We start from the raw sequence: 26,709 nt of genomic DNA on the forward strand, positions 1-26,709 counted from the left end.
TTGCTAGAATACGCTTGTTCATTTCAGTAAGAAGTACCAAGCAAAATACAATGGAAAGGTGGAGAAGTTGCTTCGAAGATATTATTAAGTAGTAATTAACTATTTAAAACAGGATGAATAGTAAGTTAAACTAAATGAGACGATTTAAATAAGAGAAAGGAAGAGGATATGGAGGAGATAGCAACCTGGATAAAAGTCATTGCAGTTATAAGTTTTGTTTTATCTTTTTATTTTACACTTACATTTTTTGAGAATGTATCTAAAGGTGATGAACGTGTTAATAAACAATTAAAAGCAGCAGCTGTGATCTGCTTCGGAATTGCTTTTCTTCTACCGCTACTTTTTAGCTTGCTGTAGACCTGAGATATTTTCTTTAAACGTATACAGCAACTAATATGAAAGGAGGTAACTAGTGAATAAACAATACAACCTAGGATCCTTCTATTTGCTGCTTGCTTTAGCAGCATTGGTGGGATACGCAATTTATTCTAATATAAACCACATGTGGTTAGTAGCACCGCCAAACTACATCCTGCTCCTCGGCAGTCTATGTATCTTGGTTCTAGCGATAAAAGGTTTAAAGTACAAGGAAAATAGATTAGCAAGGATACGAAGCTGGATAACGGTTGCTTTTTCATCACTTTTATCCTTAGCCCTAATAATCACGGTAATTGTTACTTTTCTTGCCTCGACGATGGGGGCAAGTGTACACATAAAAACAGCCAGCTCGCCTGATGAAAGCTATACACTTGAATTTTACCGATGGAATGCAGGTGCAGCAGGGTCACTCGGGATCAGAGGGGAAATAAACGGCGCCCTTTGGACGAAGAAGAGATTCTATTATCAAGTAAATAAAGAGGATGTAAACATCACATGGGAAGATGAAAATACAGTTACCATCAACAATCACACATTGCAACTGGATAAGGGAGAGACATACGGTTATTAACAGATAATAAACTTCTAATAATGATGCTTATTCATGTGCAATCTATTATAATAGATGCAAGGGAGGTGAAAAGATGGAGAACCAAATAATCACAATGCTTACTGACTTGGATAAAGAAATGAAAAGTATGCGTTCAGAGATAAACCAGGAAATAAGCGAAATGAATAAGCGATTTGATGCCATTGACGCTAAATTGGATAGTATTGTTGAGGGATTTGGGTTTACAACTACATCTAGTGACTTTGACTTTTTGCTAAGTAAAGTAAACGAACTGGAAATGGAAGTTTATAAATTAAAGAAAAAGAGCTTGTGATGTTCATTTGTCGGCTGGTATTCTGTGTAAACTAACAGAGCTTTAAGCAGTTCACAGTCTACGATTCCAGAGTAAATATTACTACTTACCATACGCCTTTTTCGCATAATAAAAGGTTATGATTGTCGTAGTAATTGCTAGCAGGAATACCAGCAAATATCCAAGAAGACTAATTAAAATACTATCTACAGGAGAACTGTAAAAGTAAATAGACCCAAGCAATCTGTGAAAAAAGCTAAAGCAGATGATAAAGTAAACTAGCTGTAAAATTTTAATTTTCGCCACCTCCGATCCTCATTCGATGAATTATCTCCAACTCTTTTTACGAAGCGGACCATGCTTCTCTCTTCATTAATTACTCCACAAGTATGAAATGCAGCAGCTCAACCTCCCATAGTTGCAAATATCTTTATCCGAAGCATTTTTTCTTCCTCTATTTTATAACCTTCCGGGACATTAATCCATCTCTTTGAATATGCTACTACTGGTGAGAACTTAAGTAGGAGTGATGAAGTATGTATTGGTATGAACCCTATCGTGTCAACCAACCCCACGTAGTAGATGGCGCTTTCGGAGATGTGAATGGGGATGGTACGCTCGATTATGTGTTTTTAACAGCATTAAAAGCGGATGCGTCCAGCCCTTACTTGCAAGACATTACGCTAAATATCCAGGACGGGGCGACAAACAGGGTATATAATATTCCATTAAATAAAGATGGGAATTCCGGTTATCAGCCTACCGTGTTTCTTGGCGATTTCACGGGTGACGGCATCAAAGATATTTTAGTTACGATTGATTCAGGTGGCTCTGGTGCCTTTACGTTTAATTATATTTACTCGTTTGTAAACAACCAGGCTAGAGAGTTATTTGATTTCAACAAATACAATGAACAAAATAAGTACAGTGTCACCTACTTGGATTATTATAAAGTAAATGTGTATAGCCCGGCGACAGGGCAGGCGTATGTTGTGGATATCAGCAACAGAGATGCAGAGTACCTATCACAGATTTATGATGAAAAGGGCATATTGAAGCAGCCTGTCCAGGGGATGTTTGATGGTGTCAGTGGATTCTATCCCGTAGATATGGATCGTGATGGGGTCTATGAAATTCAGGCATATCAGAAAATCAGTGGGCTTTATCATGCGGATTCCTTCGGGTATATCATCAATACATTAAAATGGGAACAAAATAAATTCTCTATTTGGCAGCAATGGATGGCGATCTACGGAAGCGAGCCAAAGTAAGCAAGACGGGAAGTAATAAAGATGTCCCTGTTGCCTGGAAAAACACTGTCCAAATAAAAAATAACGAGGTCGGAGGATTCATGCCTTCCACACCTCGTTATTTTTCTTTTACAATACAGGAGAAATCAATCTCGAAACAGATTCCTTTAGTTGAATGATTTTCGGGCGTTTTTTGTATTCCTCCCATGTTATTTCTCTTGCTAGCGGAATATCTTTTTCAAAGGCGTCACGTAATTCCTCAGCTGTTTTTTCATCATATAAAAAAGCATTCACCTCAAAATTAAGCTTAAAGCTGCGGGGATCGATATTCGCTGTTCCCACAGATGCAGTTGTATCATCAACAACAAGTGATTTCGCATGAATAAATCCATTTTCATAGACATAGATTTTGGCTCCAGCTTTCAACAGCTCACCAGCATGGGACAGGGTTGCCCAATAGACAAACATGTGATCAGGCTTATCAGGAATCATGACACGCACATCGACACCAGACATGGCAGCTATTTTCAATGCATCCAATAAGCTCTCATCTGGGATAAAGTAGGGTGTCTGTCCATAAATGACTGATTATTTAGTACTTTGAGATAAATCAATTGCTATGTGTATTCTTAAAGTGTAAATTGAAAGTAGAATACATGAGGAGAGTGATCTCAATGAGCGATTGGCTTACTAGTTTACAAACAGATACACCACAGGAAGGGTTTGAACTGGCAATCACGTTGGCACGAAATGGAGTGGGGTACACCCAACCTTCAGCTGAAGTCAGAGAGAAATTAAGATCGGTATACGAGGATAATGCAGATAGTCTTATTGCATCTTCTCAAGTTATTGCGATTCACTATCAAACTGTTGCAGCAGCGAATAATTATTGGAAGTAATTAATAGGAAATGGATGTTTAGATAAAAACTACAAGGTGGGAATGAAATGGAAAAGAAGACATGCTCTGAGTGTAAAGGAGAAGAATTTGCTGAAGGAACGGATTTTATGGCTATCAAGCCGTTAGATAAGAAACTATCCAAAGGCTCAAACAAAATCTATACCTTCTGTCTGAATTGCGGAGAAGTTATATCTATAAGGGTTGATAATCCAGAATTGTTTCGGAAGTAAATATTATATGTTTGAAATGTCTCCTTCGCACAATGTGAGAGGAGTCTTTTTTTGCCAACTAGTTGGAATTTTTTGTTGTCTTCTCTGTAATCTATTAGTATGATCATGATACATACCTATTTTTATTCAAACAAAGGGGGTTTGTTGGAAATGAAAATGATGAAAATAATCATTTATTTAGGTATTGTCTTAGCAATATTTACAGGTTGTTCCACTGACACAAACGAGGAAGCAGAAGCTGATTCTCCGCAAACGAATGACGAGGCAGGATCTGAAGAAGCTGCAGGGGATAAGGAGAAGAATGAATCAACCAATGAGCAGGAAGCTTCTACTACGGAAAACGGGCAAAGTTCGGAAGGCAGTGTGCCTACAAAGGCAGATAGTAATTCCTCAAATAACAAAGAGAAGGAAGATATTTTAGCAACATATTCCAATGAACAAATTGAGTATGCGCGGGTATGGCGCCAGCTTGGACCAAATCAAGAGGTAGAAGAAATAAATGTCCGTCACATACCTGCTGGGACCAAATTAAACGCGAAGGATGATACAAGCACGGTTTACCCGGATGATGTTATCCAGTTATCAGGTGTACGGTTAGTAGATGGATCGGTAACCTATAGCGGAAATGGTGATGGCACAATAAATGTATATGATATTCCTTTACGCTGGGATGGGGTTTATCCAGCAGGTGAGAAATTTTACCATGATCTGATCGAGAATAATGAACAAATATCTATTGATCCAGGTGATGACAAGGAAATCGCAGAACTCATCAAGCGTATCCATGTGGAGAACTAGAAGCATTCTTGTTTTAAACAAAAAAGCTAAAAGGCGGAAAGGAGGCAGGTATCTTTCGGTCTCTTAGCTGATCTTTCTTCTATATATGCTACACATGATACTCCTCATTAAACGTGAATTTTACTTTTTGACCGGCTCCAAAATAGTCCGCTGAAGAGGGACGCCACCCATAGCTACGTTTCTTCCATGCATGACATAGTTTTTTCCATCAACAAGAAAATAACCATCCCCTCGATATTCCACCTTCCGACCTTCTTTTTCGAGTTCTTCCTTAACAGCCTTAGCTTGCTCGGTAAGGTTTGTATATCGGTCATCAAGCTCCAGTGTAATATTTTCATTTCGATACCCCATAAGTCGGCTAAAACCAAATAAAATAAAGATAAAAACAGCTATAGTAATAAGAATGTCCACAGTAATTTCCTCCCATTGAATTCCCTTATTAACTCTAGTGTAAAACGAATAGGATGCTTAATCAATGCGTAAGCGCTAACATATTAGATGTAGCACCTGCAGCAAGTAAAGATTATGTAGGATAAAAATATTTTCATATTTCACTTAAATTAAGCTAATGAATGGAAATGTCTGGTATAATTAAGTGAGGTTATTCATAAAAATGAGCGTGTATGTCACCAAGTAAATGGGGCGTTTATTATATGTAGAAAAAGGGGTGGGGAGTAATGATAGTTCAACGAATTGATGAACTTAAAGCTGGTCTGGAGGAAATTAGAAATAGTGTTGATGAGCAGTGGATTTTAAAGCTTGAGTTGGACAAATGTGAGCGAATCATTCAAAGGTTAAGCTCCTTTTCAGCTGAGTGTGAAGAATGTAATCAGCATTTTACGCTTTTAGAAGATGACATCATCCAGCTCAAAGATAAATTAGATCACCTGGAAGATTTAGATTTAAAACACCATAAGCAAACATTAGACACGATCAGTTCCCATCTCCATAAACAGCACAAGTTAGTAACAAGTGGTTATTATATAAGTGTTTGTATGTGCTTTGGCCCAAGTATAGGCTTACTTTTTGGTATGTTGATTTTTGATAATATTGGATTGTGGTTACCAATCGGTATGGGGATTGGGATATTAATTGGAGCATACTTAGATGCCGATGCCGGTAAAAAAGGAATGGTTTTGTAAGTATTACTAAACAGTAAACGTGAATGTGCGGAAAGGAAATTCATATGAGTAAGAAGAAATCCTTAAATATATCTCACGAAAAGAATTAAATAATGTAATCCGCAATCTTCGCGGTGGATTTAGAGATAGTTTTAGGTCTTTGTAAATCCTTTTTATGAAAGCACGCGGTAAGGAGCGATCTTTTTTTACAAAAAAGGACCACATCCAGGATTTAGTTATAGAAAAGTCCCTTTTCGTATAAGGAAACGGAGGAATATTCAGTTGAACTTTATCAATTCCATAGACCCATTTTTAATGCAATTAGTCATCGTTCCTGTTGTAGTAATTGGTTTAGGTGTTCTATCAGCAATTCTAACTAAAAGAGTCATTGTTGGACCTATCGTGACTCTACTTCTTAATTTGTTGTATGAATTATGGTATTCACTCTATTACTATCCTGGTTTAGAGATTAGTTTTACATCTTGGAATATAATTCTCCCATTTATATCTTTTATTATCTCTGGGGTAGCATATCAGCATGGAGAGAAAGATTGAGAACGTTTCGGGGGTAAAAATCAATAATAGATAATTCTTAGTTTAATAGACATACAGTTATCAGAAGCAGTCGGGGAAAAGAACATGATAATTTTCAGAATACTATTCCAAGTTGGTATCAAAAATGAAGCATATAATTTAGCACTTTGTGAAGAGAGGTGATTGTATGAATATCCACACTGTTCTGCTCATCCTACATATCATTGCTGGCAGTTTTTGCTTACTGACAGGAGCAACCAATTTTGCTGTGAAGAAAGAAAAAGGATACCATACGAAAATTGGAGAATGGTATCATAGTGGCTATTTTATTGTTTTCGTAACCTCTGTTGGGATGGCGATAATCAATTGGTCTGAAAGTGCGTATCTTTTCTATATAGCCATTTTTTCTTATGGTTTGGCTCTTTTTGGATACATGGCAAGAAAGCTCCAGTGGAGGGGCTGGTTGGCGATGCATATAGGAGGGATGGCGGGTTCGTATATTGGGATTGTTACGGCTGTTTTGGTTGTTAACGGCACAGATATCCCAATTATTAACCAAATTCCTTCTCTCCTATTATGGTTTATCCCTACCATTATTGGAACTCCCATTATTTTCATGGTTAATAAACGTTACCAACCCCGTACAAAATGAGAAAAATCTTGGTCATTTTCAGGGCGCTTATCAGCTACTATTTTGGCTTTAGACAGAGACTTACAACTAAAGTGACATATATGAAAAAACAGATGTGTTTGTAAATATTATGCTAAAGTACATTCAGCTCGTTCACTCATCACACCAATTTGATAAAAGGAAGAGATAATATGCAAGAAAAAATGGAATCATTTTTGGCAACGGAGATTACTGAACAGGAATTTTATGATGGTATCATTGACTTTGTGACTTCTTGTAATATAAGAAGTGGAGAATACGAATGTAACGAGTTTGTCATTAAGAAAATGGATGCCTACAACTTTATTATTTTTCAGGAATATGAAATAGATGAGAAAAGGGAAATTTACGGTTCATTCTCCATACAAAAAAATAAATTAATTAAATTGATTACTAGTTATGCTAGAAAGCAAAGGATTGTGTTAAAAGATAATTAATTTATAAAATCGAATTATTTCCACAAGAAGGAACGCTAATGATAGATACCTTTTCCCATTTGGCATTTTTTGGAGTTTTGGCTAATAAATTATTTTTAGATAAATATATGAGCAGGTTTCTAGTTAACCGTGCTAAAGAACTTAAGCGAATTACTGAAGATACATAAGATACAACAATAGAATACTTTTCAGAAACTAGAGTGAACAGTAAGGAGAGTAGGAATGATGATTGTTATTGGAATTATAGTTGTAATTACGCTAATTTCCATAGAAGTCCAGCTTAAGAAATTAAACAAGACACATGAGACAATAGCTGAACTGCTGAGAGAAAAGATTGATTCAGCAAAATAAAATAGAGTACTTGAAGAAAGAGCTGTACTAGATTGATTACTAATAGATATGAGAAGTTGGAGTGAATGGAAGTGAAAAGAATAGCAGGTTATCTTTTGTTTTCATTATTAATAGTTCTCTTCTTAGATGGATGTGCAATTAATAATGATGAAACCAAAGATTCAAGTGAAGATATATTTCAATATAATGGTGCTGTGATTGGAGATAATAGTGCAGTAATTAATATTATTGGTCAACTGCCCCACAATGAAAAATTTAAAGAAGTCTCTCTAGAAACAAAAAATAAGCCTTATGGGATGAGCCTGACATACGATAGTCTGGATGTTCCAGAGGTGGGAAAAGAGTATAAAGAAACGGCAATTACGAACGCTACTTTTCTTTTTACATTAGTTAAAAATGCAGAATGGATTACCTTTCATTTCGAAAATCAAACATATAAAATAACAAGATTTAAACTGCAGGATTTTTACAGTAAGGATTTAAATGAATTTACAAGTCAAACGGAATTGAATGCCTTTGTGCAGGAACAGTTGGTAAATGAGAGTAAAGTAAGTCAACTTTTTGTACAGTAGAATTATTAAATGCTAGAAAGCAAGGATATGTATGAAGAGCTAATTAATTTTTGTAAAGGAAATTAAATAGAACTATCGTATTAACAGGGGATCTAGCTACTTTTACACTGACAATACTATCCTTTTTCTGTCTTTTCAAGGCAAATGACCATCCTTGGTTAACTAGTTAAACACTAGATAAATGTTAAGTTGAAAGGAGTGGTTCCCAATGGATCTAGGTAAGCCAATAGCAAAAGGAAATACAGCGGAAATCTATCTTTCTGACAACAAAATAGTCAAAGTTTTTAACGACTATTTGCCAAGTACAGAATCTATAAAGGAAGCAACGAAGCAAAAATATGCCTATTTATATGGCCTTCCTGTGCCAAAGGTTTTAGATGTCACCAATATTAACGGGAAACAAGCAATTATAATGGAATATGTTAAAGGTGACACATTAGGTGATTTATATTCCAAGGATAAGGAACGGGCAGCATATTATTTGAATATTTCCGTAGATATGCAACTAAAAATTCATAGTATTATTCCAAATGAAATAGAACCAATGAATGAGAAATTGCATCGTCAAATTAAAGCGGGGGATACGTTAGATGAAAGTCAAAGATCTTATCTATTAAATAAACTGGAATCATTTACTTTTGATAATAGGCTTTGCCATGGTGATTTTCATCTATTTAACTTGATTAAAGCCGACAAACAAGTTGTTATCATTGATTGGATTGATGCAAGTGCAGGAGATGTTCGTGCTGATGTATATCGAACATATCTTTTATATTCCCAATTTTCATTTGAATTTGCTGAAATGTATTTGCGACTTTATTGCGAAAAGAGCGGCTTGGTGAAGTCAGAAATTTTTCAATGGGCTCCAGTCATAGCGGGAGCAAGATTATCCGAGAAGGTCTCATCTGAGAATTCTGCAAGGCTTATAGAGATTATAAAAAATGCTATGCATTAGGTGGTTGCAATAAAGCGAAGAGGAGATGACACAATTGAACATCACCCAACAATGGAAGCAAGAGGATAGTGACTTTATCAGAAAAAAAGTAATTGAACATAATATGGAGAAGCTTCCTGATAAGCTTAAAACTCCAAACGAGGATATTAGTTTTGTTATCAAGGATGATAATGAAGATATCGTGGGAGGAATTACGGCAAACGCGTTCTGGCATCAAATGCATATTGAATTTCTGTGGGTGGATAAAAAAGTGAGGGGGCTAGGGTATGGCAGTGCGCTTTTAAAAAAGTTAGAGAACTTTGCTAGAAAAGGGGTGCCGTTTTGTTTACTTAGATACATTCAGCTTCCAGGCCCCTGAATCTTATAAAAAACATGGTTATGAAGTCTTTGGTACTTTAGAAGATCATCCCAAAGGGTTTAATCAATATTTCTTACATAAAAGATTAGCTGAGTAGAAATGCAATTATTCAGCCAGATATAACTAACATCCTTTTCAAAATATCTGATAGAACTGAGGCATTTGTATGAAAAGAAACCTTTTATCCATTGCTTTTCTTTTAATTACCTTATTCGCAGCATATTTAGGCTTGTTTGCTCAAGATATAGCCTATTATTTTGCAGATCATTTATTTAATGTTTCACCTTTTCAAGTGCTGATTATTGTAACTTTAACTAGTATTGGTATCTTCCTAATGGTATTTCTAGCAGAAATGATTATATTGGTTAGACAACAAGTGAAATCAATCTTACTTAAGCAGATGTTATTTACAAATGCTCTAATTTGGATCTTTGTTTCAGTGTGGTCGTGGTTTGTGTTAGCTATGTGGTGGGGATAAGAGCATAACTAAAAATGAAGGTAAAATTTAAACGAATTTACCTACTTTGAGTTAATATCAATCTTGTATTATCGGAGGTTCTCTATTGGAAATACTCAGACTAGCTTTTTTTCGTTTCTTCATTGTTTGTGTGGTAATCTTAACACTTTTGTTCACAAACAATCTGGGACCTTTCACTTTCTTTATCATAGCAGGAGGTTTTTCGTTAGTTGAAGCAATTCTATCAAAACGTAAATTTGATAGAATAACTGGTAACAAATTGCTTGATTTTGGTTGGATCCTGTTTGTCATCATTACAGTCGCAGCGGTTCTAATATACAGTGGTGAGTATGAATAAAATAATAGGTTGTAGTCTACGTAGAAACCAAATCACCACATTTTAGGAGAATGGAAAATGAATACGTTTTATATAGCTTCAAGTCTTTCAAACATAGATACAGTACGACTTGTTCGCAATCAGTTAGAGGATAAGGGATTTGTTCATACATATGATTGGACCAAAAATGAACGTGCTTCAACAATTGAAGATTTGATGGAAATAGGCAGGAAAGAGAAGCAAGCCGTGTTGGATGCCGATTTTATTGTGGTGCTTTTGCCAGCTGGAAAAGGAAGCCATATAGAATTTGGCATTGCACTAGGTCAAGGGAAAACAATCTATCTCTATTCGTCATACGACGACATGAATAATTTTGAAACGACCAGTACATTTTATCATCTATCTAATATTGAAAAATGTGTCGGTACAATTGATGAGTTAGTAGAAAAAGTAACGATAAGCGAATTAAAATAAATATTGGATGATAATGTATCAGTAATAGAACAGTTACGTGATCGTTAATCCAGGGAAATTCCTTGAAAGTAGAAAGGAATATATTTTGAAAAAATTATACATAAACATTCTTATTTATACTATTGCAGTAGTTTTATTGGGGCTGGTTTTTGAACTAATTGGCATAAACACTGTTATAATTATTCCAACAGTAACTGAATGGACTACAGCATTTATACTGCCATGGATTGGCTTATATTGGCTGATTCGTTTGGTTAAAAGTATTGAGAAAAAGTAAAAGTCTACTATTCTAGTATTTAAAGTAGGAAGAGGTGCGCCGAAAGATGATCATCCGCGAGATAAAAGATCAAGACAATAAAAAAATGGAGCAAATTATTAAACGTTCCTTAGAACAAGTGGGATTAGACATCCCAGGAACAGCCTACTTTGATCCTCAATTAGGCAATTTATCCGCGTTTTACAAGGACAAATCGAATGCTAATTATTGGGTTGCTGTAACGGATGAAAATGAAGTGATCGGTGGAATTGGTATAGGCCCATTTGTAGGTGATCCTACGGTTGGTGAGCTGCAAAAGTTATATATTAGTCCGAAACACCAAGGGAAAGGGGTTTCCAAGGAATTAATGAAAGTAGCACTAGATTTTGCCAAGAAGCATTATACCTATTGCTATCTCGAAACGTCTCATGTACTTGAAGTTGCGAATCGGCTATATAGTAAGTTCGGCTTCCGTGAGCTTACTAAACCATTAGAAGGTTCAGAGCATGGCACGATGGACATCTGGTATATAAAAGAATTGTAGAATTCCAGCATTCTCTAGGCGTACAGGGAAGTTTTTGAAAAATAAATGGAATGGGTGAAAGGAAGAGTTTATATGATAAGAAGTAAATTTGCAGTTATTGGAGCTATTATTCTGTTCATTATTTGTATGTGTTTATTTTTCCCATTCCCTGATGACCCCTTGCTACATGCAACCACTATAATCATGTCTTTTCCGATAATTGACCAGGATGGTTATATAATAATGGGTGTCATTGGCTCGTTTTTGTTTGCTATCGCAATAGTACTGCTTATGATCGGGTTAAAAAAATTCCGTCTCCGAACACTGATTATTGTGATATTCTTATACAGTTTTATTCCACCAATGCTTATCAAAGTATATCAGGAGACACTTGCAGATGGCATCTTTGCTGTTTCCAAAGAGGGGGAAGGAGAAGGTGATTTTAATTCAATAAATGAATCCCAATTAGACGGCGAATGTCATTTTACCCTCCAAAACCGTAGCAATAAATCAGTGACTTTCGAAGTTCAACTGATCGATTCTTTCTTTGATGAGACCCGCATGGAATCGCTTCTTAATGAGGCAGGACCACATACATTTACATTGGAAGCAAACGAGAAAAGAGCAATTCATCTAAAAGAAATTATTGATATTACTGGAGTAGAGGATCCTATTTCTCAAGGGGCGTCCTTTGATCTCCATTTTAGACTAATCGATGGAGGGGATGACCGAATTTTATGAGTAGGAATTTGCTAAGCAAGTTAAATACAGGCATAGCTCTTTTCATGCTGGTTTTTGCTTTTTATTACTTTTTCATTGATGCAATTTCTATCCCACTAAGTGTGATTTTTTCATTTTTAACTGTTATGTTCTTTCTGTTGGGGGTGCACTATTTTAAAAATAGAAAAAAGACAATGGGGTATTTATATATTGTAGTGGCAGTATTCCTGATTTTTGTGGTCCTAAATGATTTTTTTGCCATGTTATAAAAACGTATTGACTTTTTTGTTGGAATAATGTAAATTAATGAATAATTTAATAAATGCAACTTCTTATCAAGAGAGGTGGAGGGATTGGCCCTGCGAAACCTCGGCAACAGGCTCTGTGGAGTACTGTGCCAAATCCAACAGACATGTTATTTGTCTGAAAGATAAGAAGAGGACGATATGACCTTATAACCCTCTTCTTATTATTGGAAGAGGGTTTTTTATGTTTTCACTATAAGTAAGGGATGGAGGTTTTCTAAACTTTAAACAAAGTAATTCGATTTGTTTTATAAGAAATATTTAAAAAGAGGAGGAGTGTATATGTCATCATATGGGTATTGGATGATAATCTTTGCAGTTGGGTATACCTTTGTACTAATTATTGCAGGGCAAATAGCGAAAAGACGAGTAAACCGACAAGATAGCTACTTTGTTGGTGGGAGAACTTTCAACAAGTGGATTGTGGCATTTTGTATTACAGGGTTATTTTCCGGATCTACGTATATTTCCATTTTGGAGTTATCGTATTTAAATGGCGTTTCAGCTATTTGGTATGGAGTGGCTGAAATTGTTCAAATTATTGTTATTGCTTTATTAATAATTCGATCCTTCCGTAAAAAAATGCTTATTACCATATCAGGGTTAATCGGTGATAAATATGGCAGGGCAGCTCGAGGAATGGCAGGTGCAATTACTGCTTTTGCTTTTCCAATGTGGTCTGTGGCGACAGCGATTGCTTTCGCGTCAGCTATGCACGTATTCACAGGCATCTCGCTGACATGGTCTGTAGCATTTACTGCCATCCTGTTGTTTGTATATTTACAAGGTGGAGGGATGTGGTCCATTGCTTTTACCCAAACAATGAACGGCGTGTTATTTTTACTTATGTTTATTGTGGGTATTGTAGCTTTTTTCATCAACCCTGGAATAGATGGATTACAAACACTAATGGTAGAATCTCCATCTATGTTTGCGTTTGATAGTGTTGGCTTACAGGTAATTGTCGCCTGGTTTGGTACATTTCTGGTAAATGTCATCTTGGCACAGGCTGCTTTTCAGATGGCGCTTTCCTGTAAAGAACCTGAAGAAGGACAGAAGGGATTAATGATTGCTGGTGTTCTAGCCGTTCCTTTTATCATTTGTGGTATTTTATTTGGAGTTGCGGCAGCCGTCGTTGTCCCAAATGCACAAACAGGCCTGATAGCCATTCCGCTTTATTTGATGGAAGTCCTTCCTGCACCATTAGTCGGCATTTTCTTTCTTGGTGTGTGGGGCTGTGCATTGAGCTGGGGAGCGCCGTGTCAATTTTCTGGTGCTACCAGCCTTGGGCGGGACGTAGGAGGTTCGTTGAATCCACGGGCCAATGAAGATCAGCTTGTTATTTATACGAAAGTTTCCCTACTTCTATTAACTGTATTAATGATTATCTTTGGTATGCTTCGTACAGAACAATCTGCATGGTGGAACGTGCTGGCATGGACCATCCGGAACAGTGCCACATTCGCTCCCGTTGTGGCAGCATTGTTCTGGCCTGTCGTAACAAAACGTGCCGTGTGGGCAGCGTTAATTACTGGCTTTATTAGTGGCTTGGCATGGTATTATTTAGGTGGATGGCAACCAAACGCATTTTATTTGAACATTCATCCTGTTTGGATTGGAAGTTCGATCAATGTGTTAACAATCAGTGTAGTTACATTACTTGATCCAAAAGCAAATTGGTATCTTCAGGTGGGAAAGCAGACGGGAAAAACATATGCTGCCATACTTAGTGGCTTTACCTTGCTAGCTGTAAACATTATCTATAGTGACAAATTGTATCAAAGCGGTCTGACAGGATTATTTGTATTCATCACTATCATCGCATTTTTTATTACAGCTATCAGATTAGTGCGACCAATTGAAGAAAAACAGTCAATCAAGGTGCGTGCAGTAGCAAAAGCTACACAATAATCAAGAACTGGGTTGTGTGTTTATAGAAGAAAGCTCTTTATCTTTTTGGGGTAGAGTGCTTTCTTTTTAATGTGGAATTGATGCCTAGTCCCTTATGTCAAAAGCCTCTATGGAAGGTAACCTCTCTCCGGCAGATAAACACTTCCGTCTGCTGGTAAAAATCAACCCTACCTCTACACCCTTACAACAAATAAAACATAAATAATAATAAATATTTATTGTAATTCGATAAAAAATAGATTAAAATCAAATTAACAATAATAGGAGAGGTGCTTTTATGAAACGAGAAACACTCTTTTTAAAAACAACTATAATTTTGATGGGGCTCCCTGTGCTTGCTTTATGCATATTTGCCGTGCCGGGAATTGCCAATTTCGCAGTGGAGTTGTATCCGGATATGGCCTATTTAAAATATCTTATATTTTTAGTCATGTATAGTGCAGCAATACCATTTTATTTTGCCTTATATCAGGCTTACAAACTGCTAAGCTATATTGATAAAAATAAAGCATTCTCGCAGTTTTCGGTAACCGCCTTAAAGAAGATAAAATATTGCGCGATTGCAATTAGTAGCATTTATGTAGTAGGCATGCCGCTCTTTTATCTTATCGGGGAAAAAGATGACGCACCAGGTGTTATTTTAATTGGAATGATCCTTATCTTTGCATCCTTTGTGATTGCCGTCTTTGCTGCTGTTCTACAAAAATTATTAAGAAATGCCATCGAAATAAAAACAGAAAATGATTTAACGGTCTGAGGTGAATGAAATGGCGATTATAATCAATATTGACGTGATGTTAGCAAAACGCAAAATGAGTGTTACCGAGCTTTCGGAACGAGTTGGAATAACAATGGCTAATCTTTCTATTTTAAAAAATGGCAAGGCAAAAGCAATTCGTGTTACTACCTTAGATGCGATTTGCAAAGCATTGGAATGTCAGCCTGGAGATATTTTGGAATACCGCGATGAGGAAGACGATGGATAAAAAAGTAAGGAAATGCAAAGGTAGGAGGAGAAGAGGATGAGTGGAGTAAAACAACTTTTTCGATTTGGATGGGAGCAGGCTTTATCCTGTTTGTTCCCCGTCGTTATATTTGCCTCACTGGCAATTACACAAATCATTTCTTTGTCCATCCTGCCACGGTATGACTGGCTGCTACTTATCTTTCTTCTTATGCAATGGCTGATGGTGCGTTCCGGACTTGAAACAAAAGACGAGCTAAAAGTAATTACCCTGTTCCATCTTATCGGGCTGACCTTGGAAATTTTTAAAGTGAATATGGGTTCCTGGGCGTATCCAGAGGAAGGATTCTCCAAAGTTTTTGGTGTCCCATTGTATAGTGGGTTCATGTATGCAAGTGTTGCTAGTTACCTCTGTCAGGCTTGGAGAAGGCTGGATGTTAAGCTAGTGAAATGGCCGTCTTTCTTAGTTGTTATGCCACTAGCAGCTGCGATCTATTTAAATTTTTTCACCCATCATTATTGGCTGGATATTCGCTGGTGGCTATCCATACTTGTAGTGATTGTTTTCTGGCGTACCTGGGTTACTTATAAGGTTGGTGGAAAGCTTTATCGTATGCCGCTTGCATTATCTTTTGTCCTCATTGGTTTCTTTATTTGGATTGCAGAAAACATTGCCACGTACTTCGGGGCATGGCAATATCCAAATCAGACGGAGGCATGGAGCCTCGTTCATCTTGGAAAAGTAAGCTCCTGGCTCTTGTTGGTTATTGTGAGTTTCTTGATTGTAGCAACATTAAAGCAGGTTAAGGATAGAAATACAGCTAATGTACGCATAGAAAAAAACGCTGCCTTACGAGCAAAGTTCATTAAATAGATGAAAATTCTAATAGAAAGGAGGAGGTAGGCTGTTTGTTTAAATTAAAATAGTGATAATTGAAAAGAAGGTGAATAGCAAAAATGCAATCAAAATATTCAATGACAATACATATTTTTTCTGGTCTTTTTCATATTTCCATTCCATAAATGAACGAATAGAATACAAGATAAGGAGATAACAAAGCATCCACTCTAGGACATACACACCACCAGTTAAAATAATTCCCAGTACAATAACTATTAATATGGTATACTCCAACACTTTATGGGTTATATTTACATGTTGAAACCGTACTCCTTCTCTATAAGCTATGTTATACTTTCTTCTCAAGCCCCATGTTGTAACAAATACATACACGATCGGTATACTTAGAAATAAAATAATCTCTTTCATCACGAAAACTCCCATATTTATTATTATAACGACAGTTTAACATTATGCTATTTGAACAAACGCCTGTTAAGAAACTTCATCTCACCTTAATCTTAGCACTATTTTCCAACTATATCACTTACCTTTCTGTACCAGATTCTATTGTAAAATTTCAGTTCTGCCAGCATTATAACCATGTTAAAATAAAAGAGGTTACTCATAAAAATTTAACTATTGAAGCCATGAAATGACAGGCGTTTAGAAGGTGTTGTGTATGCCAGATTGGTCTTATCATCCAATGAAAAAGTTAATATTAGATAAAATGTCTGCGAGAATAAGTCGCACGTTCATCCATCATTCCATGAGCTGCATTGCCTCTATACCAGGAGGAAAGCAACTCATTGGATTTCTAGGACATATGAAACCACCAGCCGAGCTGCAAAAGGTAATAAATAATACAGAATATCCTTCACCGATTGGGTTGTCTGGGCATATAGATCCAAATCTATCAGGCATGCTCGCTTTTCAGGAGCTTGGCTTTGGTTTTTTGGAAATTGGTCCGGTTGTGTTGAAAGAGCCTCTGGAACAAGAAGAACCTATTTGGGAAAATAACACCATTCAATTTTCTTATCAGTTGGAGAAAGTTCCTCTAAAGCTAGCAATTAAGAAGTTAACAAACCATCCTATAAGCAATCCCATAGTAGCCAGGTTGGATCGTGATGTAGGTAAAAGAGAATGGGACGTAATTGCGCAACAGTTGATTCCATTCGTAGATGCATTTATTTTGACTGAACAACAAATGAATGATTTTGTGAAGAAAGAGGATCAGTGGCCAGGCTGCGCTTTTTATATTGGATTACATGCAGATGAACTAAAAACTGGGATCACTCATCCACATGCAGATGGTATTGTGATCGATGCACCTAGTCGATTGAACGGTGGCTATTGGCATGAAAAGCAGCATACAAATGATTCCTTAATTCGAGCAGTTAAACAGATAAAATCGGAGCATTCCAACTGGACGGTAATAACGTCCGGTGGAGTCGAGACACCAGAAGAGGGATTGCAATTACATCAGGCTGGGGCTGATTTAGTGATGCTTTCCTCTGGCTATGTAAAAACAGGGCCAGGTTTACCAAAGCGTATCCATGAACGAATAGCTGCTGAGCGGGAGAAATCAACTCCAGATCAAGATCGAACTAGTCTTTGGTCTTTTTTCTTCGGGCTCTCTATTTTGTTTGGCGGGCTCATCGCTTTCTTTTTTGCATTAACACGTATTATTTTGCCCTATGATGAAACCTTTCTTGGACTCACAAGAGCGGAACTCTTGCAGGTTAACCCACGTATCTTAGCATTTATGTCCCATGACCGGATGGCGCTCGCTGGCACAATGATATCTGGTGGAATTTTGTATATTCAGCTTGCTAGAAATGGGATTAAAGCTAATATGCATTGGGCGAAGATTGCTTTTCATTCTGCAGCGATTATGGGATTTCTAGGTATTTTTCTGTTTATTGGTTTCGGCTATTTTGACTGGCTGCATGGTTTATTTTGGCTGATCTTATTGCCTGTGTATTTTCTTAGTCTTAAAGAGAGTAAAACGATCAAGGGAAGTCCGACTTCAAGACACGGTACAAACGATAGAGCTTGGAAGCTTGGATTATATGGGCAGCTGTTATTTGTGATGTTGGGTTTCTTGATTATCATTGGTGGGGTCGTTATTTCTACTATTGGCGTGACAAAGGTCTTTGTAGATACGGATTTAAGTTTTATTTGTATGACACCAGAGATGCTCGATCAGTTGAACAGTAATTTAATACCTGTGATCGCTCACGACAGAGCAGGGTTTGGCAGTGCGCTGGTGAGTGTTGGCTTGCTTGTTCTCATGCTTTCCTTATGGGGGTTCAGACAAGGAGCAAGCTGGATCTGGAATACCATCGCAATTGGTGCATTACCTGCATTTATAGCTGGGATTGGAACACATTTGTATATTGGATACACCGATTTCATCCATCTCCTACCAGTTTACTTCTTAGTACTTCTATATGTGGCAGGTTTGATATTATCTTATCCTTTTTTAAAACAGAAACTGAAGTAGAATAGAAGAATATGGATAGAGAGAAACAGTAACTTTCGGGAGTTACTGTTTTCTAGCCTCAAAATAAATATTGAGGTTTTCCAATGTTTCGCAAAATATATAGAATGCGAACTAACTTTGTTGGAATGTAAATGGACGTTTCAGAAGACACCCTTCGCTCTTGTGCTCGGAGGTGTGAAAGTAATCAACTAGTAGCCAGGTTATGAGTACTAATAAATGGTCTCAACACCCTCAGTAGATCATCTATCGTCATTGATTTCCATTGCAGATGAACGCTTTCCGCCGGCATGGCTTCAGCCGCTTCCTCCGCTACGCTCCGTGCAGGGTCTTCAGCTCATGCTATTCCGGCAGGAGTCGTCTCCTCCATTCCAATCAATTGGTATATGCTATTTATTAATTAAAAGCATTTAGTAACATAAAAAAATAATTCTTACCTTTAACCGCTTAGAAAAGTAAAACTTAGCGAAGGAAAAATACGGAGACTTCTGGGGGAGATGAGGCATAGGTGAGACCCCGGAATGCGTTTAGCATGAGGAGGCTCAGCAGCCGCCCCCGAAAAGCGCAGTGTTTTTCCGTAGCGGTGTTATTTAACCTTTTTGCATTAGGGAAAAAGTTTTTCTGGTTTACATTTTTTACCTACTTTGGGAAAAAGTTCACGAGATAACGTTTGCCCCCAATACTTGCAATGAAGTTTTCTCCTATTCTACTTTTGCTTTATCTGAATACAAAAAGCAATAAACTAATAGCGAAGAGAAGAAAAGCTACCTGTATCAGAATAAACCAGAAAAACTCGGATGAAGATAGTTTTCTTTGTTTCTTCGCTTTAGTCAAATGGCGTAAGTAAAAGGAAGAGCTTATAATAAGTATTATTAAACTAAGTGTGCGCAATATTTCTGCAAGTAAAAGCAAATATAAAACTCCTCAATAAAATTTTATCTGTAACCACTTTTTATCTGCTCAGATGTTTTTTTCGTATTTTTCGCATCAATCCATAAGCAATCATCGCTGCAAGTGACGCTGATAATATGGAGAGTAGAAGTGGACCAATACCATAAAGGGTTGTTTCACTTGAGAGAGTTGCACTTGACTCCCACGCTCCTTCTATATCAGGTGTATATAGGAAGGTTAAAAGCATACCAAATAGAATTTGTAACAAGAAAAATAAGGCCAAAAAACTGGCGCTAAAAATAATGAAATTTTTCAATGAGGTCACCTCTATAAAGTTGGTTCTGTTCATTACATATTTATGCTTTTTATGCTAGCAAAAGATGTCGCGCAGCTATTCATACCAAGTGCTTATCAAGCTTTTAATTCCATATGTTGATTTAAATGAGTGGTGCAGTTATATAGCGAGCAATTCCACTCTTCATGAATGTTTTTTAGTATAGTTACGGATGTATTCCCCATTTTTGTTTCGGTAAATTTCCCCGGAAATAAACCCTCTAGGGTGGAGCCAATTAACGCGCCATGACTGACAATTAATACGCGTTTATCTTGGTGTTTCACTGCTAAATCATTCAAGCAAGCTATTCCTCTTTTGGCAACAGCCTCCATTGGTTCCGCGCCTAAATCTAGCTCACGCCAGTTCTCACCCCACGTAGCCAGTCTTTCTGCTTCCGTTGTTCCTTGTATTTTTCCGAAATCCTTTTCACGGAGACGTTGATCATAATGATCGACAGGAACGTTTATTTTCTCCCCAATAATTCTGGCAGTTTCACTTGCTCTGGATAAATCACTGCTAATTATCACATCCCATGGTTCTACTAGGGCTAATCTTTCTCCAAGCTGAAGTGCTTGCTTTTTCCCTTCTTCATTTAAAGGGATGTCCGTTATTCCTTGTGCTTTACCAAGAACATTCCAATCTGTTATTCCGTGCCTTACCAAGCTGATTGTTGTCATGTGTAAACCTACTTTCTATAAATATACGTTTCTCTCTCTATTAAACCATAGACAGTTGAATAAGGCTTTTATGAGCTCATATCGCGTTCAAAAAATAAAATAGTCTCAAATTCACGCTTCCTGTTTACGCCGGATGGAAACAGCAAGCAACAAGAAAACAAATAGATAACCAATTAAAATGAGATAGCTTTGCCAATCAGGTGAGGTTCCTTGAACGATATTCCAAGCACCACTCCCGAAATGATAGGATGGTAGCCATTCTGCGATATTTTGCAGGAATGTAGGAAAAGTGTTGATTGGCATCCACATTCCCCCAATAATAGCCAACGCTAAATAGATAATATTACTAACCCCGCTAGCTGTTTCTACCTTTTTCATCGTGCCCACCAGTGAACCTAAGGCTAAGAAGGGGATGGAAGCAATTAGCACCCATATGCCGGAAAATACCCACTGAGAAACGGATAAAGAAACACCGTTTATAAGATAGCCTGCTAAAAAAACGATCAGAATGGATAATAAATGAATGATTAATTGGCCAAACATTTTTGATGCGAAATATGCCCAGGAAGGGAAGGGAGTAAGCTTCATAAACGTCGACCAGCCCTCTGTTTGTTCTTGCACCATGCGAATGCCGAAGTTCATAATAGCAGAGCCCATCACACTAAATGTGGTCATGGACATCAGATAATAGGCTTGCCATTCCCCTTGATCTGGTACACCTGTATTTACTATATTCGTAAAGATAAAATAAAATAATATTGGCATAAATAGAGACCAAAATACGAAGTAGGGGTTCCGAAAGATACGAACCATCTCAAACTTGCATTGCGTCAAGATTGCATTCATCTAGACAACCTCCTTCTGTTTTGAGGTCAAATGGTCAAATACTTCTTCCAAGCGCCCTTGCTCAATAAATATGTCCTTTGCATCAATTCCTTGGGCGAAGATTTTTGCGAGAACGGCATCCGTATCATTTGTCACAGCATAAATTCTGTCTTCCTTTTCATAACAACGAATAACCTCTTCAACGGTTTTTATTTGTACCATAACAGCATCTTTATTAGTAGTTTGGAAGGATACGCTACGTGCCGCAACATTATGCTTGATCTCATCTGGTTTACCATCCGCAATAATCTCTCCATTATTAAAAAGAATAATTCTTTCAGAAAAGTCGTCTGCTTCCTGAAGATAATGTGTCGTGAAAATAACAGTCTTTCCCTGTGCCTTAAGCATATTTACTTTTTCCCAAAAATTCTTTCTAGCTGTAATATCAAGTCCTACCGTAGGTTCATCAAAAAAGAGGAGGTCAGGATTTCCTGCAAGTGCAAGGGCAAATCCTAATCTTCTTTTTTGCCCTCCTGACAGTTTATTCGCCCATTTTTTCAACATCTCTTCATTTAAACCTGTTACAGAAATAAGCTCCTCCATGGAAAGAGGGTCCGTATAATAACTCCTAAATAGTTCAAGCACCTCCCGAACCTTTAGCTGATCAATGACACTAACCTCCTGCAACATAGCCCCAATCCGGTTACGAACAGCTACTTCCTTTGGATTTTCACCAAATAATGTAACTCCACCTTCTGTCGGTTCCAGCAACCCCAACATCATGGAAATAGTTGTTGTTTTTCCGGCACCATTCGGCCCTAAAATAGCTACAGTGGACCCTTTTTCAATCGTGAAAGAGACGTTATTCACTGCGGTCGTTTTACCAAAACGTTTGGTTACATTGTTCACCTGTATTAAGCTTTCCATATGTATTACCTCCTTAGTAATTGTTTTGACTCGAGCAATTTTGTTGATGGAATATTTATAGTGCCATCACTTAATTGAGTTATTCATCTCTTTAATTATTCTTCTGTAATATAGTATATGACCAAACCAGAACCCAGAATAAATTAATGTAAAAATAATAAAATTGGCTAGAAGGGTCCAAATATCTGCAGGTATAATTCCAGTGCTAAGCATAATGATATAGAAAGCGAGGATCGATAACATGAAATGCACAATCGTTTTTTTGAGCATGCTCCATTTTTCGCTACTATAGATGAAAGAGGAAAGACCAAAATAAAGGCCAATTAACATAAACGCCAGTGTGGTAAACCAAAGCTGGGATAATTCAATCTTATAATGAGAGAATAATAAAATAGACATGTAGGTAAAAGTAAATAATCCGCCATACCCAAGACCTATCATACTTCTTATTAAAATATTCGTTTTCATAGCTTATCACTCTCCATCAAGAGTTGATTTTTTAATGTTGTTACATATTTACGTGATACATATTCCTTATTTCCAGATTTGAAATAAACACATAGATTACCGTTAAATGCCACTTCAAAACATTGAATTTGTTCCATATTGCCAATGACTGATTTTGAGAATCTCAGAAATTTTCTTGGAGCAAGTAACTCTTCCACTTCATACAATTTCATTTTCAACTCAACACGTTGTTTGTTTGTCATTGCAAATATCTTTCTTCCCTCGGCAAATACATAATCAATGTCATCTGGATGAAGCAAGATGGATTGATCACCGTCTATACCGACAACACGACCTGTGTTTGAGTTTTTAATCATTTTTACAAGAGAAGCCAAGTCTTCACTCCACTCTTTTGCATGGATAATGATGGATGTCTCTTCATGGTCATCGTCAATATCAATTTTCACCTTCACCAATTATCCCCTCCGATCACTTTTAATTATGAAGAAGGACTATATATTTGAATAGCAATTATGTATAAAATGTAATTTCCAGTAAACAACGTGTGGTTATTTATGTATCAAATTATCTGTAAAGGTCTTTTCTCCATATCCTTAATCTACTTTTTATTTGATGGATTATCAAATAGGTCATATTATTCAGTTAATTCACTTACGTTTGTTGCCCTAAAAAGGTTCCAAATTTAATAAATAGTTCTCTCCTCAAGCTTCAAAACCCTGCTAGAATAAAGCAAAGTCATGCGAAATTAAAATTAATGTGTTAGATTAATGTATACTTTAGGAAGAAAAGGTAAACTTTAGGTTGAATTTAAACCATTAAAAAAAAGAACTATAAAAAATTACACTTTGCGATTGCCTAAAGCCTGAACGAATAGTAAGCTAAAAATACTGAAAAATAAATCAAGGGAAAATTTTCATAAATGATACAAAAGGAGCCGATGTTATGATCAAACCGAAAAGGCTTAAAAAAGGATCCAAAATTGCGATCATCTCCCCATCTAATGGACTTCCGTACTTGTTTCCGGAAATATATGAACTTGGCCTTAAGCAGATGCAGGAAGTGCTCGGCTTTGAAATAATAGAAATGCCGACAGCAAGAATGGCACCAGAAGAATTATATAAAAATCCGCAGCTCCGTGCTGACGATATTAATCGTTGCTTTGCAGATGATTGCATAGATGGGGTTATTACTACTATTGGAGGCTATGAATCTATTCGGATTCTGCCGTATTTGAATGTAGAATTGATTCGTAGCAACCCGAAATTTATTATGGGATTTTCGGATGCGACAACTTTTTTAGCTTACTTAAATAAACTGGGAATGATTACATTTTATGGACCCTCTGTTATGGCTGGTTTTGCTCAAATTCGTCATTTACCTTCTGCATATATGGAGCATTTGCATTCATTTTTATTCACCAGTCCGTTTCCATACAATTATAAACCTTATCAGCAGTGGACAAATGGCTATAAGGATTGGGGCAACTTGGATACGCTTGGGGAGTGTAAAACGTTTCATGATAATTCAACTGGGTGGAATTTTCTCCAAGGGGAAGTCAAAGTACAAGGTGAGCTTTGGGGAGGTTGTATCGAAGTATTGGAATTCATGAAATCCACCTCCTACTGGGTGGATAAATCCTTTTGGGAAGGGAAAATTCTCTTTTTTGAAACATCTGAAGAGAAACCTTCTGCAATGGAAGTCGGTTACATGCTGCGTAATTATGGCATGCAGGGCGTATTTTCAAAGATAAATGGCGTCATGTTTGGCAGGCCAAAGGATTATTCTGCAGCTGAAAAAGAAGAATTAAACAAAATCATTACAGATGTAATAAGCGGAGAGTTTGGTGCAAGCAATCTACCAATCGCTACAGATGTTGATTTTGGGCATACCGATCCCAAGCTGGTGTTGCCATTGGGGGGAAAGGTAGAATTAAATCCGTTGACTAAGGAGATTACCTTGCTGGAAAACCCTTTTCAAGTGTAAGTGAGTTGCCAGCAAAGAAATTTTGGATAGAAACATATTTCAAAGATATTCGAGGTGGGTTAAATGCATATTACAGGACTCAATCATTTTCTATTCTCGGTTTCCAATTTGGAAAGATCCATTGCATTTTATGAAAGTGTATTTAATGCGAAGCTTTTAGTGAAAGGAAAGAATACCGCATACTTTGATTTACACGGAATGTGGTTGGCGCTCAATGTGGAAAAAGATATTCCACGCCATGAAATTAGTCAGTCCTATACCCATATTGCTTTTTCGATAGAGGAAGCGGATGTTGAAAGGGTCTACAGGAAATTAGTCGATTTGAATGTAACTATATTATCTGGCAGACCAAGAGATAAAAAGGATAAACAATCGATTTATTTTACTGATCCAGATGGTCATAAATTTGAATTCCATACAGGCACATTACAGGATCGTATTGCTTATTATAAGCAAGAAAAACCGTATATGGAATTTTACGATTAAGTAGGAGGGCGGAGGATGACGAAATTAGATGCAAGGAAGGCTGCACAGCAAATTGTCGAGAAGAATTATCCGAACTGCAAAGGGGCGCTGCTTGCAGGTAGTGTAGTTCGTGGGCAAGCAACAAACACATCTGATCTAGATATAGTGATTTTTTCAGAGGATACTTATTTCTCATACAGAGAGTCTTTTATTGAGTTAGAATGGCCTGTGGAAGCTTTTGTACATAATTTCAGTTCCTATAAGCATTTTTTTGTGAGTGATAAGGAAAGAGCCATCCCAACCTTACTTAGAATGGTGGCGGAAGGAATTGTTCTAAAAGAAGACACGAGATTGCATCGCATTAAACAGGAAGCGAATGAGCTCCTGGAAGCCGGACCAGAAAAGTGGACATCAGAAATGATTAATATTAAGCGATATTTCATTACCGACATGCTGGATGATTTTATTGGCAGCTCTACAAGGGGAGAAGACATCGTCATAGCGGGAGCGCTAGCTGAAAGGATAAGTGAATTTGCGTTAAGAACGAATGAACGATGGCTTGGAAGCTCCAAATGGATTATCCGCTCACTCAAACAATACGATGAAGCTTTCGCAGCGGCATTCATCGAGGCGTTTGATTTATTTTATAAGAAAGGGGAAAAAGAACCTGTGATCCAGCTTGTAGATGCAATGCTCTATCCATATGGTGGCAGGTTGTTCGATGGTTTTTCTATTGGCAAACTTTAAAAGGGCAATGTAGGAGGACCTCTGATAGATTTATATAAATAGCCCGATCTACGATAACTAATAGTAACAAATAAGCATACTAAAAGGGGGAATTGAAATGGATGCTACATTTAAATTGGAAAATGCTGTTTTTAACTATCGGGTAGCAGCGGTCATGTTGGAGAAAAATCATCTTCTGTTACACAAGCAAGTAAACGACAACTATTGGGCGTTACCTGGTGGGAGGGTAAAAGTTCTGGAGGGTAAAAGTTCTGGAAGATTCTCAAGCTAGTATAAAGAGAGAAATCAAAGAGGAATTAGATTTTGATATAAAAGTGAATAATTTGCTCTGGATAACTGAAAACTTCTTTGAATATGAACAGCGGAATTATCACGAGATTGGTTTATATTATCATGTTTCTCTCCAAGAAGGGAGCTTTACCTTAGAGAAAGAAAGCTTTTATGGGGAAGAAGGGGAACGACTAATTTATAAGTGGATACCACTAGAAGATTTACATAATATACAACTTCGCCCAGGTTTTTTAAAAACGTCATTAAAAGAAATGCCAAAAAAGCCTGAGCACATAATTATTAAAGACTAAATTGCTAAAGCGAAACTGCTTGGTGAGAGTGAACAGGTATGACAAACACTGCGGTGCGGAAATCGAATATGAATGTCCATCATAAGGGAGACGACAGACATTGC

41 protein-coding genes, 2 pseudogenes and 1 riboswitch are annotated in these 26,709 nt (G+C 37.1%); of the genes and pseudogenes, 33 read left to right on the plus strand and 10 right to left on the minus strand.

The window, feature by feature from the left end:
• Positions 1-168: 168 nt before the first annotated feature.
• From X953_RS06805 to X953_RS06815, 3 genes are all read left to right on the plus strand, one after another.
• Positions 169-357: a hypothetical protein gene (locus X953_RS06805; RefSeq protein ID WP_040954908.1), complete on the plus strand. Its 189-nt coding sequence runs from the start codon at positions 169-171 to the stop codon at positions 355-357.
• A gap of 55 nt (positions 358-412) precedes the next feature.
• Positions 413-949, plus strand: coding sequence for a DUF5412 family protein (locus tag X953_RS06810; RefSeq protein WP_040954909.1), 537 nt, complete (start codon positions 413-415; stop codon positions 947-949).
• A gap of 73 nt (positions 950-1,022) precedes the next feature.
• Positions 1,023-1,262, plus strand: coding sequence for a hypothetical protein (locus X953_RS06815; protein ID WP_040954910.1), 240 nt, complete (start codon positions 1,023-1,025; stop codon positions 1,260-1,262).
• Between the two features lie 81 nt (positions 1,263-1,343).
• Here X953_RS06815 and X953_RS19785 read toward each other — a convergent pair whose 3' ends face one another.
• Positions 1,344-1,547: a hypothetical protein gene (locus tag X953_RS19785; RefSeq protein WP_156958462.1), complete on the minus strand. Its 204-nt coding sequence runs from the start codon at positions 1,545-1,547 to the stop codon at positions 1,344-1,346.
• A gap of 230 nt (positions 1,548-1,777) precedes the next feature.
• Between X953_RS19785 and X953_RS06820 the strand changes: the two genes are divergently transcribed.
• Positions 1,778-2,512, plus strand: a complete 735-nt coding sequence (locus X953_RS06820; protein ID WP_040954911.1) for a VCBS repeat-containing protein — start codon at positions 1,778-1,780, stop codon at positions 2,510-2,512.
• Positions 2,513-2,620: 108 nt separating this feature from the next.
• Here the strand turns inward: X953_RS06820 and X953_RS06825 are convergent.
• A pseudogene (locus X953_RS06825) lies at positions 2,621-3,073 on the minus strand (phospholipase D-like domain-containing protein); the annotation flags it as partial.
• A gap of 92 nt (positions 3,074-3,165) precedes the next feature.
• Here X953_RS06825 and X953_RS06830 point away from each other — a divergent pair.
• From X953_RS06830 to X953_RS06840, 3 genes are all read left to right on the plus strand, one after another.
• Positions 3,166-3,390 (plus strand): hexameric tyrosine-coordinated heme protein, encoded by a 225-nt coding sequence (locus X953_RS06830; protein ID WP_040954913.1) that lies wholly within the window; start codon positions 3,166-3,168, stop codon positions 3,388-3,390.
• 47 nt (positions 3,391-3,437) lie between these two features.
• A complete protein-coding gene (locus X953_RS06835; protein ID WP_040954914.1) occupies positions 3,438-3,620 on the plus strand; it encodes a hypothetical protein in 183 nt (60 codons plus the stop codon).
• Between the two features lie 150 nt (positions 3,621-3,770).
• Positions 3,771-4,418 (plus strand): hypothetical protein, encoded by a 648-nt coding sequence (locus X953_RS06840; protein ID WP_040954915.1) that lies wholly within the window; start codon positions 3,771-3,773, stop codon positions 4,416-4,418.
• 120 nt (positions 4,419-4,538) lie between these two features.
• Here the strand turns inward: X953_RS06840 and X953_RS06845 are convergent, their stop codons facing one another.
• A complete protein-coding gene (locus tag X953_RS06845; RefSeq protein WP_040954916.1) occupies positions 4,539-4,829 on the minus strand; it encodes a hypothetical protein in 291 nt (96 codons plus the stop codon).
• A 266-nt stretch (positions 4,830-5,095) separates the two neighbouring features.
• Between X953_RS06845 and X953_RS06850 the strand changes: the two genes are divergently transcribed.
• From X953_RS06850 to X953_RS06935, 20 genes and pseudogenes are all read left to right on the plus strand, one after another.
• A complete protein-coding gene (locus X953_RS06850) occupies positions 5,096-5,560 on the plus strand; it encodes a hypothetical protein (protein ID WP_040954917.1) in 465 nt (154 codons plus the stop codon).
• 261 nt (positions 5,561-5,821) lie between these two features.
• A complete protein-coding gene (locus X953_RS06855) occupies positions 5,822-6,094 on the plus strand; it encodes a hypothetical protein (protein WP_040954918.1) in 273 nt (90 codons plus the stop codon).
• 166 nt (positions 6,095-6,260) lie between these two features.
• On the plus strand, positions 6,261-6,725 hold the full coding sequence (locus tag X953_RS06860) for a hypothetical protein (RefSeq protein WP_040954919.1): 465 nt from the start codon (positions 6,261-6,263) through the stop codon (positions 6,723-6,725).
• 170 nt (positions 6,726-6,895) lie between these two features.
• Positions 6,896-7,180, plus strand: coding sequence for a hypothetical protein (locus X953_RS06865; RefSeq protein WP_040954920.1), 285 nt, complete (start codon positions 6,896-6,898; stop codon positions 7,178-7,180).
• A 38-nt stretch (positions 7,181-7,218) separates the two neighbouring features.
• Positions 7,219-7,347: a hypothetical protein gene (locus X953_RS20380; RefSeq protein WP_255351058.1), complete on the plus strand. Its 129-nt coding sequence runs from the start codon at positions 7,219-7,221 to the stop codon at positions 7,345-7,347.
• 55 nt (positions 7,348-7,402) lie between these two features.
• Entirely contained in the window at positions 7,403-7,531 is a 129-nt protein-coding gene (locus X953_RS20385; RefSeq protein ID WP_255351059.1) for a hypothetical protein, read from the plus strand.
• Between the two features lie 65 nt (positions 7,532-7,596).
• Positions 7,597-8,103, plus strand: a complete 507-nt coding sequence (locus X953_RS06870) for a DUF4825 domain-containing protein (RefSeq protein WP_232217786.1) — start codon at positions 7,597-7,599, stop codon at positions 8,101-8,103.
• A gap of 208 nt (positions 8,104-8,311) precedes the next feature.
• Complete coding sequence (locus X953_RS06875) at positions 8,312-9,058, plus strand: phosphotransferase family protein (protein WP_040954921.1); 747 nt, start codon at positions 8,312-8,314, stop codon at positions 9,056-9,058.
• A 34-nt stretch (positions 9,059-9,092) separates the two neighbouring features.
• Positions 9,093-9,513: pseudogene (locus X953_RS06880) on the plus strand (GNAT family N-acetyltransferase).
• Between the two features lie 69 nt (positions 9,514-9,582).
• Positions 9,583-9,894: a hypothetical protein gene (locus tag X953_RS06885; protein ID WP_040954922.1), complete on the plus strand. Its 312-nt coding sequence runs from the start codon at positions 9,583-9,585 to the stop codon at positions 9,892-9,894.
• Between the two features lie 85 nt (positions 9,895-9,979).
• Positions 9,980-10,231, plus strand: a complete 252-nt coding sequence (locus tag X953_RS06890; RefSeq protein WP_040954923.1) for a hypothetical protein — start codon at positions 9,980-9,982, stop codon at positions 10,229-10,231.
• 57 nt (positions 10,232-10,288) lie between these two features.
• The gene (locus tag X953_RS06895) at positions 10,289-10,684 is read left to right on the plus strand and encodes a group-specific protein (RefSeq protein WP_040954924.1); all 396 of its coding nucleotides are present in this window, start codon (positions 10,289-10,291) and stop codon (positions 10,682-10,684) included.
• An 85-nt stretch (positions 10,685-10,769) separates the two neighbouring features.
• On the plus strand, positions 10,770-10,961 hold the full coding sequence (locus X953_RS19455) for a hypothetical protein (protein ID WP_156958463.1): 192 nt from the start codon (positions 10,770-10,772) through the stop codon (positions 10,959-10,961).
• 46 nt (positions 10,962-11,007) lie between these two features.
• Positions 11,008-11,484 carry a GNAT family N-acetyltransferase gene (locus tag X953_RS06905; protein ID WP_040954925.1) on the plus strand — a complete coding sequence of 159 codons (477 nt, stop codon included), beginning with the start codon at positions 11,008-11,010 and terminating at the stop codon, positions 11,482-11,484.
• A gap of 72 nt (positions 11,485-11,556) precedes the next feature.
• Complete coding sequence (locus tag X953_RS06910; protein ID WP_040954926.1) at positions 11,557-12,204, plus strand: hypothetical protein; 648 nt, start codon at positions 11,557-11,559, stop codon at positions 12,202-12,204.
• Positions 12,201-12,452: a DUF3953 domain-containing protein gene (locus tag X953_RS06915; protein WP_040954927.1), complete on the plus strand. Its 252-nt coding sequence runs from the start codon at positions 12,201-12,203 to the stop codon at positions 12,450-12,452. Before X953_RS06910 ends, X953_RS06915 begins: the two co-directional genes overlap by 4 nt.
• A gap of 60 nt (positions 12,453-12,512) precedes the next feature.
• Positions 12,513-12,620, plus strand: a riboswitch (SAM riboswitch).
• Between the two features lie 150 nt (positions 12,621-12,770).
• A complete protein-coding gene (locus X953_RS06920; RefSeq protein WP_040954928.1) occupies positions 12,771-14,399 on the plus strand; it encodes a sodium:solute symporter in 1,629 nt (542 codons plus the stop codon).
• A 277-nt stretch (positions 14,400-14,676) separates the two neighbouring features.
• The gene (locus X953_RS06925; protein WP_040954929.1) at positions 14,677-15,156 is read left to right on the plus strand and encodes a DUF2975 domain-containing protein; all 480 of its coding nucleotides are present in this window, start codon (positions 14,677-14,679) and stop codon (positions 15,154-15,156) included.
• Between the two features lie 10 nt (positions 15,157-15,166).
• Complete coding sequence (locus X953_RS06930; RefSeq protein ID WP_040954930.1) at positions 15,167-15,385, plus strand: helix-turn-helix transcriptional regulator; 219 nt, start codon at positions 15,167-15,169, stop codon at positions 15,383-15,385.
• A 36-nt stretch (positions 15,386-15,421) separates the two neighbouring features.
• Positions 15,422-16,237 (plus strand): DUF817 domain-containing protein, encoded by an 816-nt coding sequence (locus X953_RS06935; protein WP_052350073.1) that lies wholly within the window; start codon positions 15,422-15,424, stop codon positions 16,235-16,237.
• 39 nt (positions 16,238-16,276) lie between these two features.
• Here the strand turns inward: X953_RS06935 and X953_RS06940 are convergent, their stop codons facing one another.
• Positions 16,277-16,633: a DUF4181 domain-containing protein gene (locus tag X953_RS06940; protein WP_040954931.1), complete on the minus strand. Its 357-nt coding sequence runs from the start codon at positions 16,631-16,633 to the stop codon at positions 16,277-16,279.
• A gap of 253 nt (positions 16,634-16,886) precedes the next feature.
• Between X953_RS06940 and X953_RS06945 the strand changes: the two genes are divergently transcribed.
• Positions 16,887-18,710, plus strand: coding sequence for a hypothetical protein (locus X953_RS06945; protein ID WP_040954932.1), 1,824 nt, complete (start codon positions 16,887-16,889; stop codon positions 18,708-18,710).
• A gap of 949 nt (positions 18,711-19,659) precedes the next feature.
• Here the strand turns inward: X953_RS06945 and X953_RS06950 are convergent.
• The 6 genes from X953_RS06950 to X953_RS06975 all read right to left on the minus strand — a co-directional run bounded on the left by X953_RS06950 (position 19,660) and on the right by X953_RS06975 (position 23,281).
• Positions 19,660-19,914, minus strand: a complete 255-nt coding sequence (locus X953_RS06950) for a hypothetical protein (RefSeq protein ID WP_040954933.1) — start codon at positions 19,912-19,914, stop codon at positions 19,660-19,662.
• A gap of 95 nt (positions 19,915-20,009) precedes the next feature.
• Complete coding sequence (locus tag X953_RS06955; RefSeq protein WP_040954934.1) at positions 20,010-20,609, minus strand: histidine phosphatase family protein; 600 nt, start codon at positions 20,607-20,609, stop codon at positions 20,010-20,012.
• A gap of 111 nt (positions 20,610-20,720) precedes the next feature.
• Complete coding sequence (locus X953_RS06960; RefSeq protein ID WP_040954935.1) at positions 20,721-21,455, minus strand: ABC transporter permease; 735 nt, start codon at positions 21,453-21,455, stop codon at positions 20,721-20,723.
• Positions 21,456-22,361 carry an ABC transporter ATP-binding protein gene (locus tag X953_RS06965; protein WP_040954936.1) on the minus strand — a complete coding sequence of 302 codons (906 nt, stop codon included), beginning with the start codon at positions 22,359-22,361 and terminating at the stop codon, positions 21,456-21,458.
• Between the two features lie 66 nt (positions 22,362-22,427).
• Positions 22,428-22,829, minus strand: coding sequence for a DUF3021 domain-containing protein (locus X953_RS06970; RefSeq protein ID WP_040954937.1), 402 nt, complete (start codon positions 22,827-22,829; stop codon positions 22,428-22,430).
• Positions 22,826-23,281, minus strand: coding sequence for a LytTR family DNA-binding domain-containing protein (locus X953_RS06975; RefSeq protein ID WP_040954938.1), 456 nt, complete (start codon positions 23,279-23,281; stop codon positions 22,826-22,828). Before X953_RS06975 ends, X953_RS06970 begins: the two co-directional genes overlap by 4 nt.
• Before the next feature lie 490 nt (positions 23,282-23,771).
• Here X953_RS06975 and X953_RS06980 point away from each other — a divergent pair, with 490 nt between their 5' ends.
• The 5 genes from X953_RS06980 (at position 23,772) to X953_RS19075 (ending at position 26,605) form a co-directional block, all read left to right on the plus strand.
• On the plus strand, positions 23,772-24,812 hold the full coding sequence (locus tag X953_RS06980; protein WP_040954939.1) for a S66 peptidase family protein: 1,041 nt from the start codon (positions 23,772-23,774) through the stop codon (positions 24,810-24,812).
• Between the two features lie 63 nt (positions 24,813-24,875).
• Positions 24,876-25,298 carry a FosM family fosfomycin resistance protein gene (fosM, locus tag X953_RS06985; protein ID WP_040954940.1) on the plus strand — a complete coding sequence of 141 codons (423 nt, stop codon included), beginning with the start codon at positions 24,876-24,878 and terminating at the stop codon, positions 25,296-25,298.
• A 15-nt stretch (positions 25,299-25,313) separates the two neighbouring features.
• Positions 25,314-26,024: a nucleotidyltransferase domain-containing protein gene (locus X953_RS06990; RefSeq protein ID WP_040954941.1), complete on the plus strand. Its 711-nt coding sequence runs from the start codon at positions 25,314-25,316 to the stop codon at positions 26,022-26,024.
• 97 nt (positions 26,025-26,121) lie between these two features.
• On the plus strand, positions 26,122-26,295 hold the full coding sequence (locus tag X953_RS19790; protein ID WP_156958464.1) for a hypothetical protein: 174 nt from the start codon (positions 26,122-26,124) through the stop codon (positions 26,293-26,295).
• 43 nt (positions 26,296-26,338) lie between these two features.
• Positions 26,339-26,605 carry a hypothetical protein gene (locus X953_RS19075; protein ID WP_052350074.1) on the plus strand — a complete coding sequence of 89 codons (267 nt, stop codon included), beginning with the start codon at positions 26,339-26,341 and terminating at the stop codon, positions 26,603-26,605.
• Positions 26,606-26,709: the final 104 nt, after the last annotated feature.

The sequence above is a fragment of the Virgibacillus sp. SK37 genome, assembly GCF_000725285.1.
Classification (GTDB): Bacteria; Bacillota; Bacilli; order Bacillales; family Amphibacillaceae; genus Virgibacillus_Q.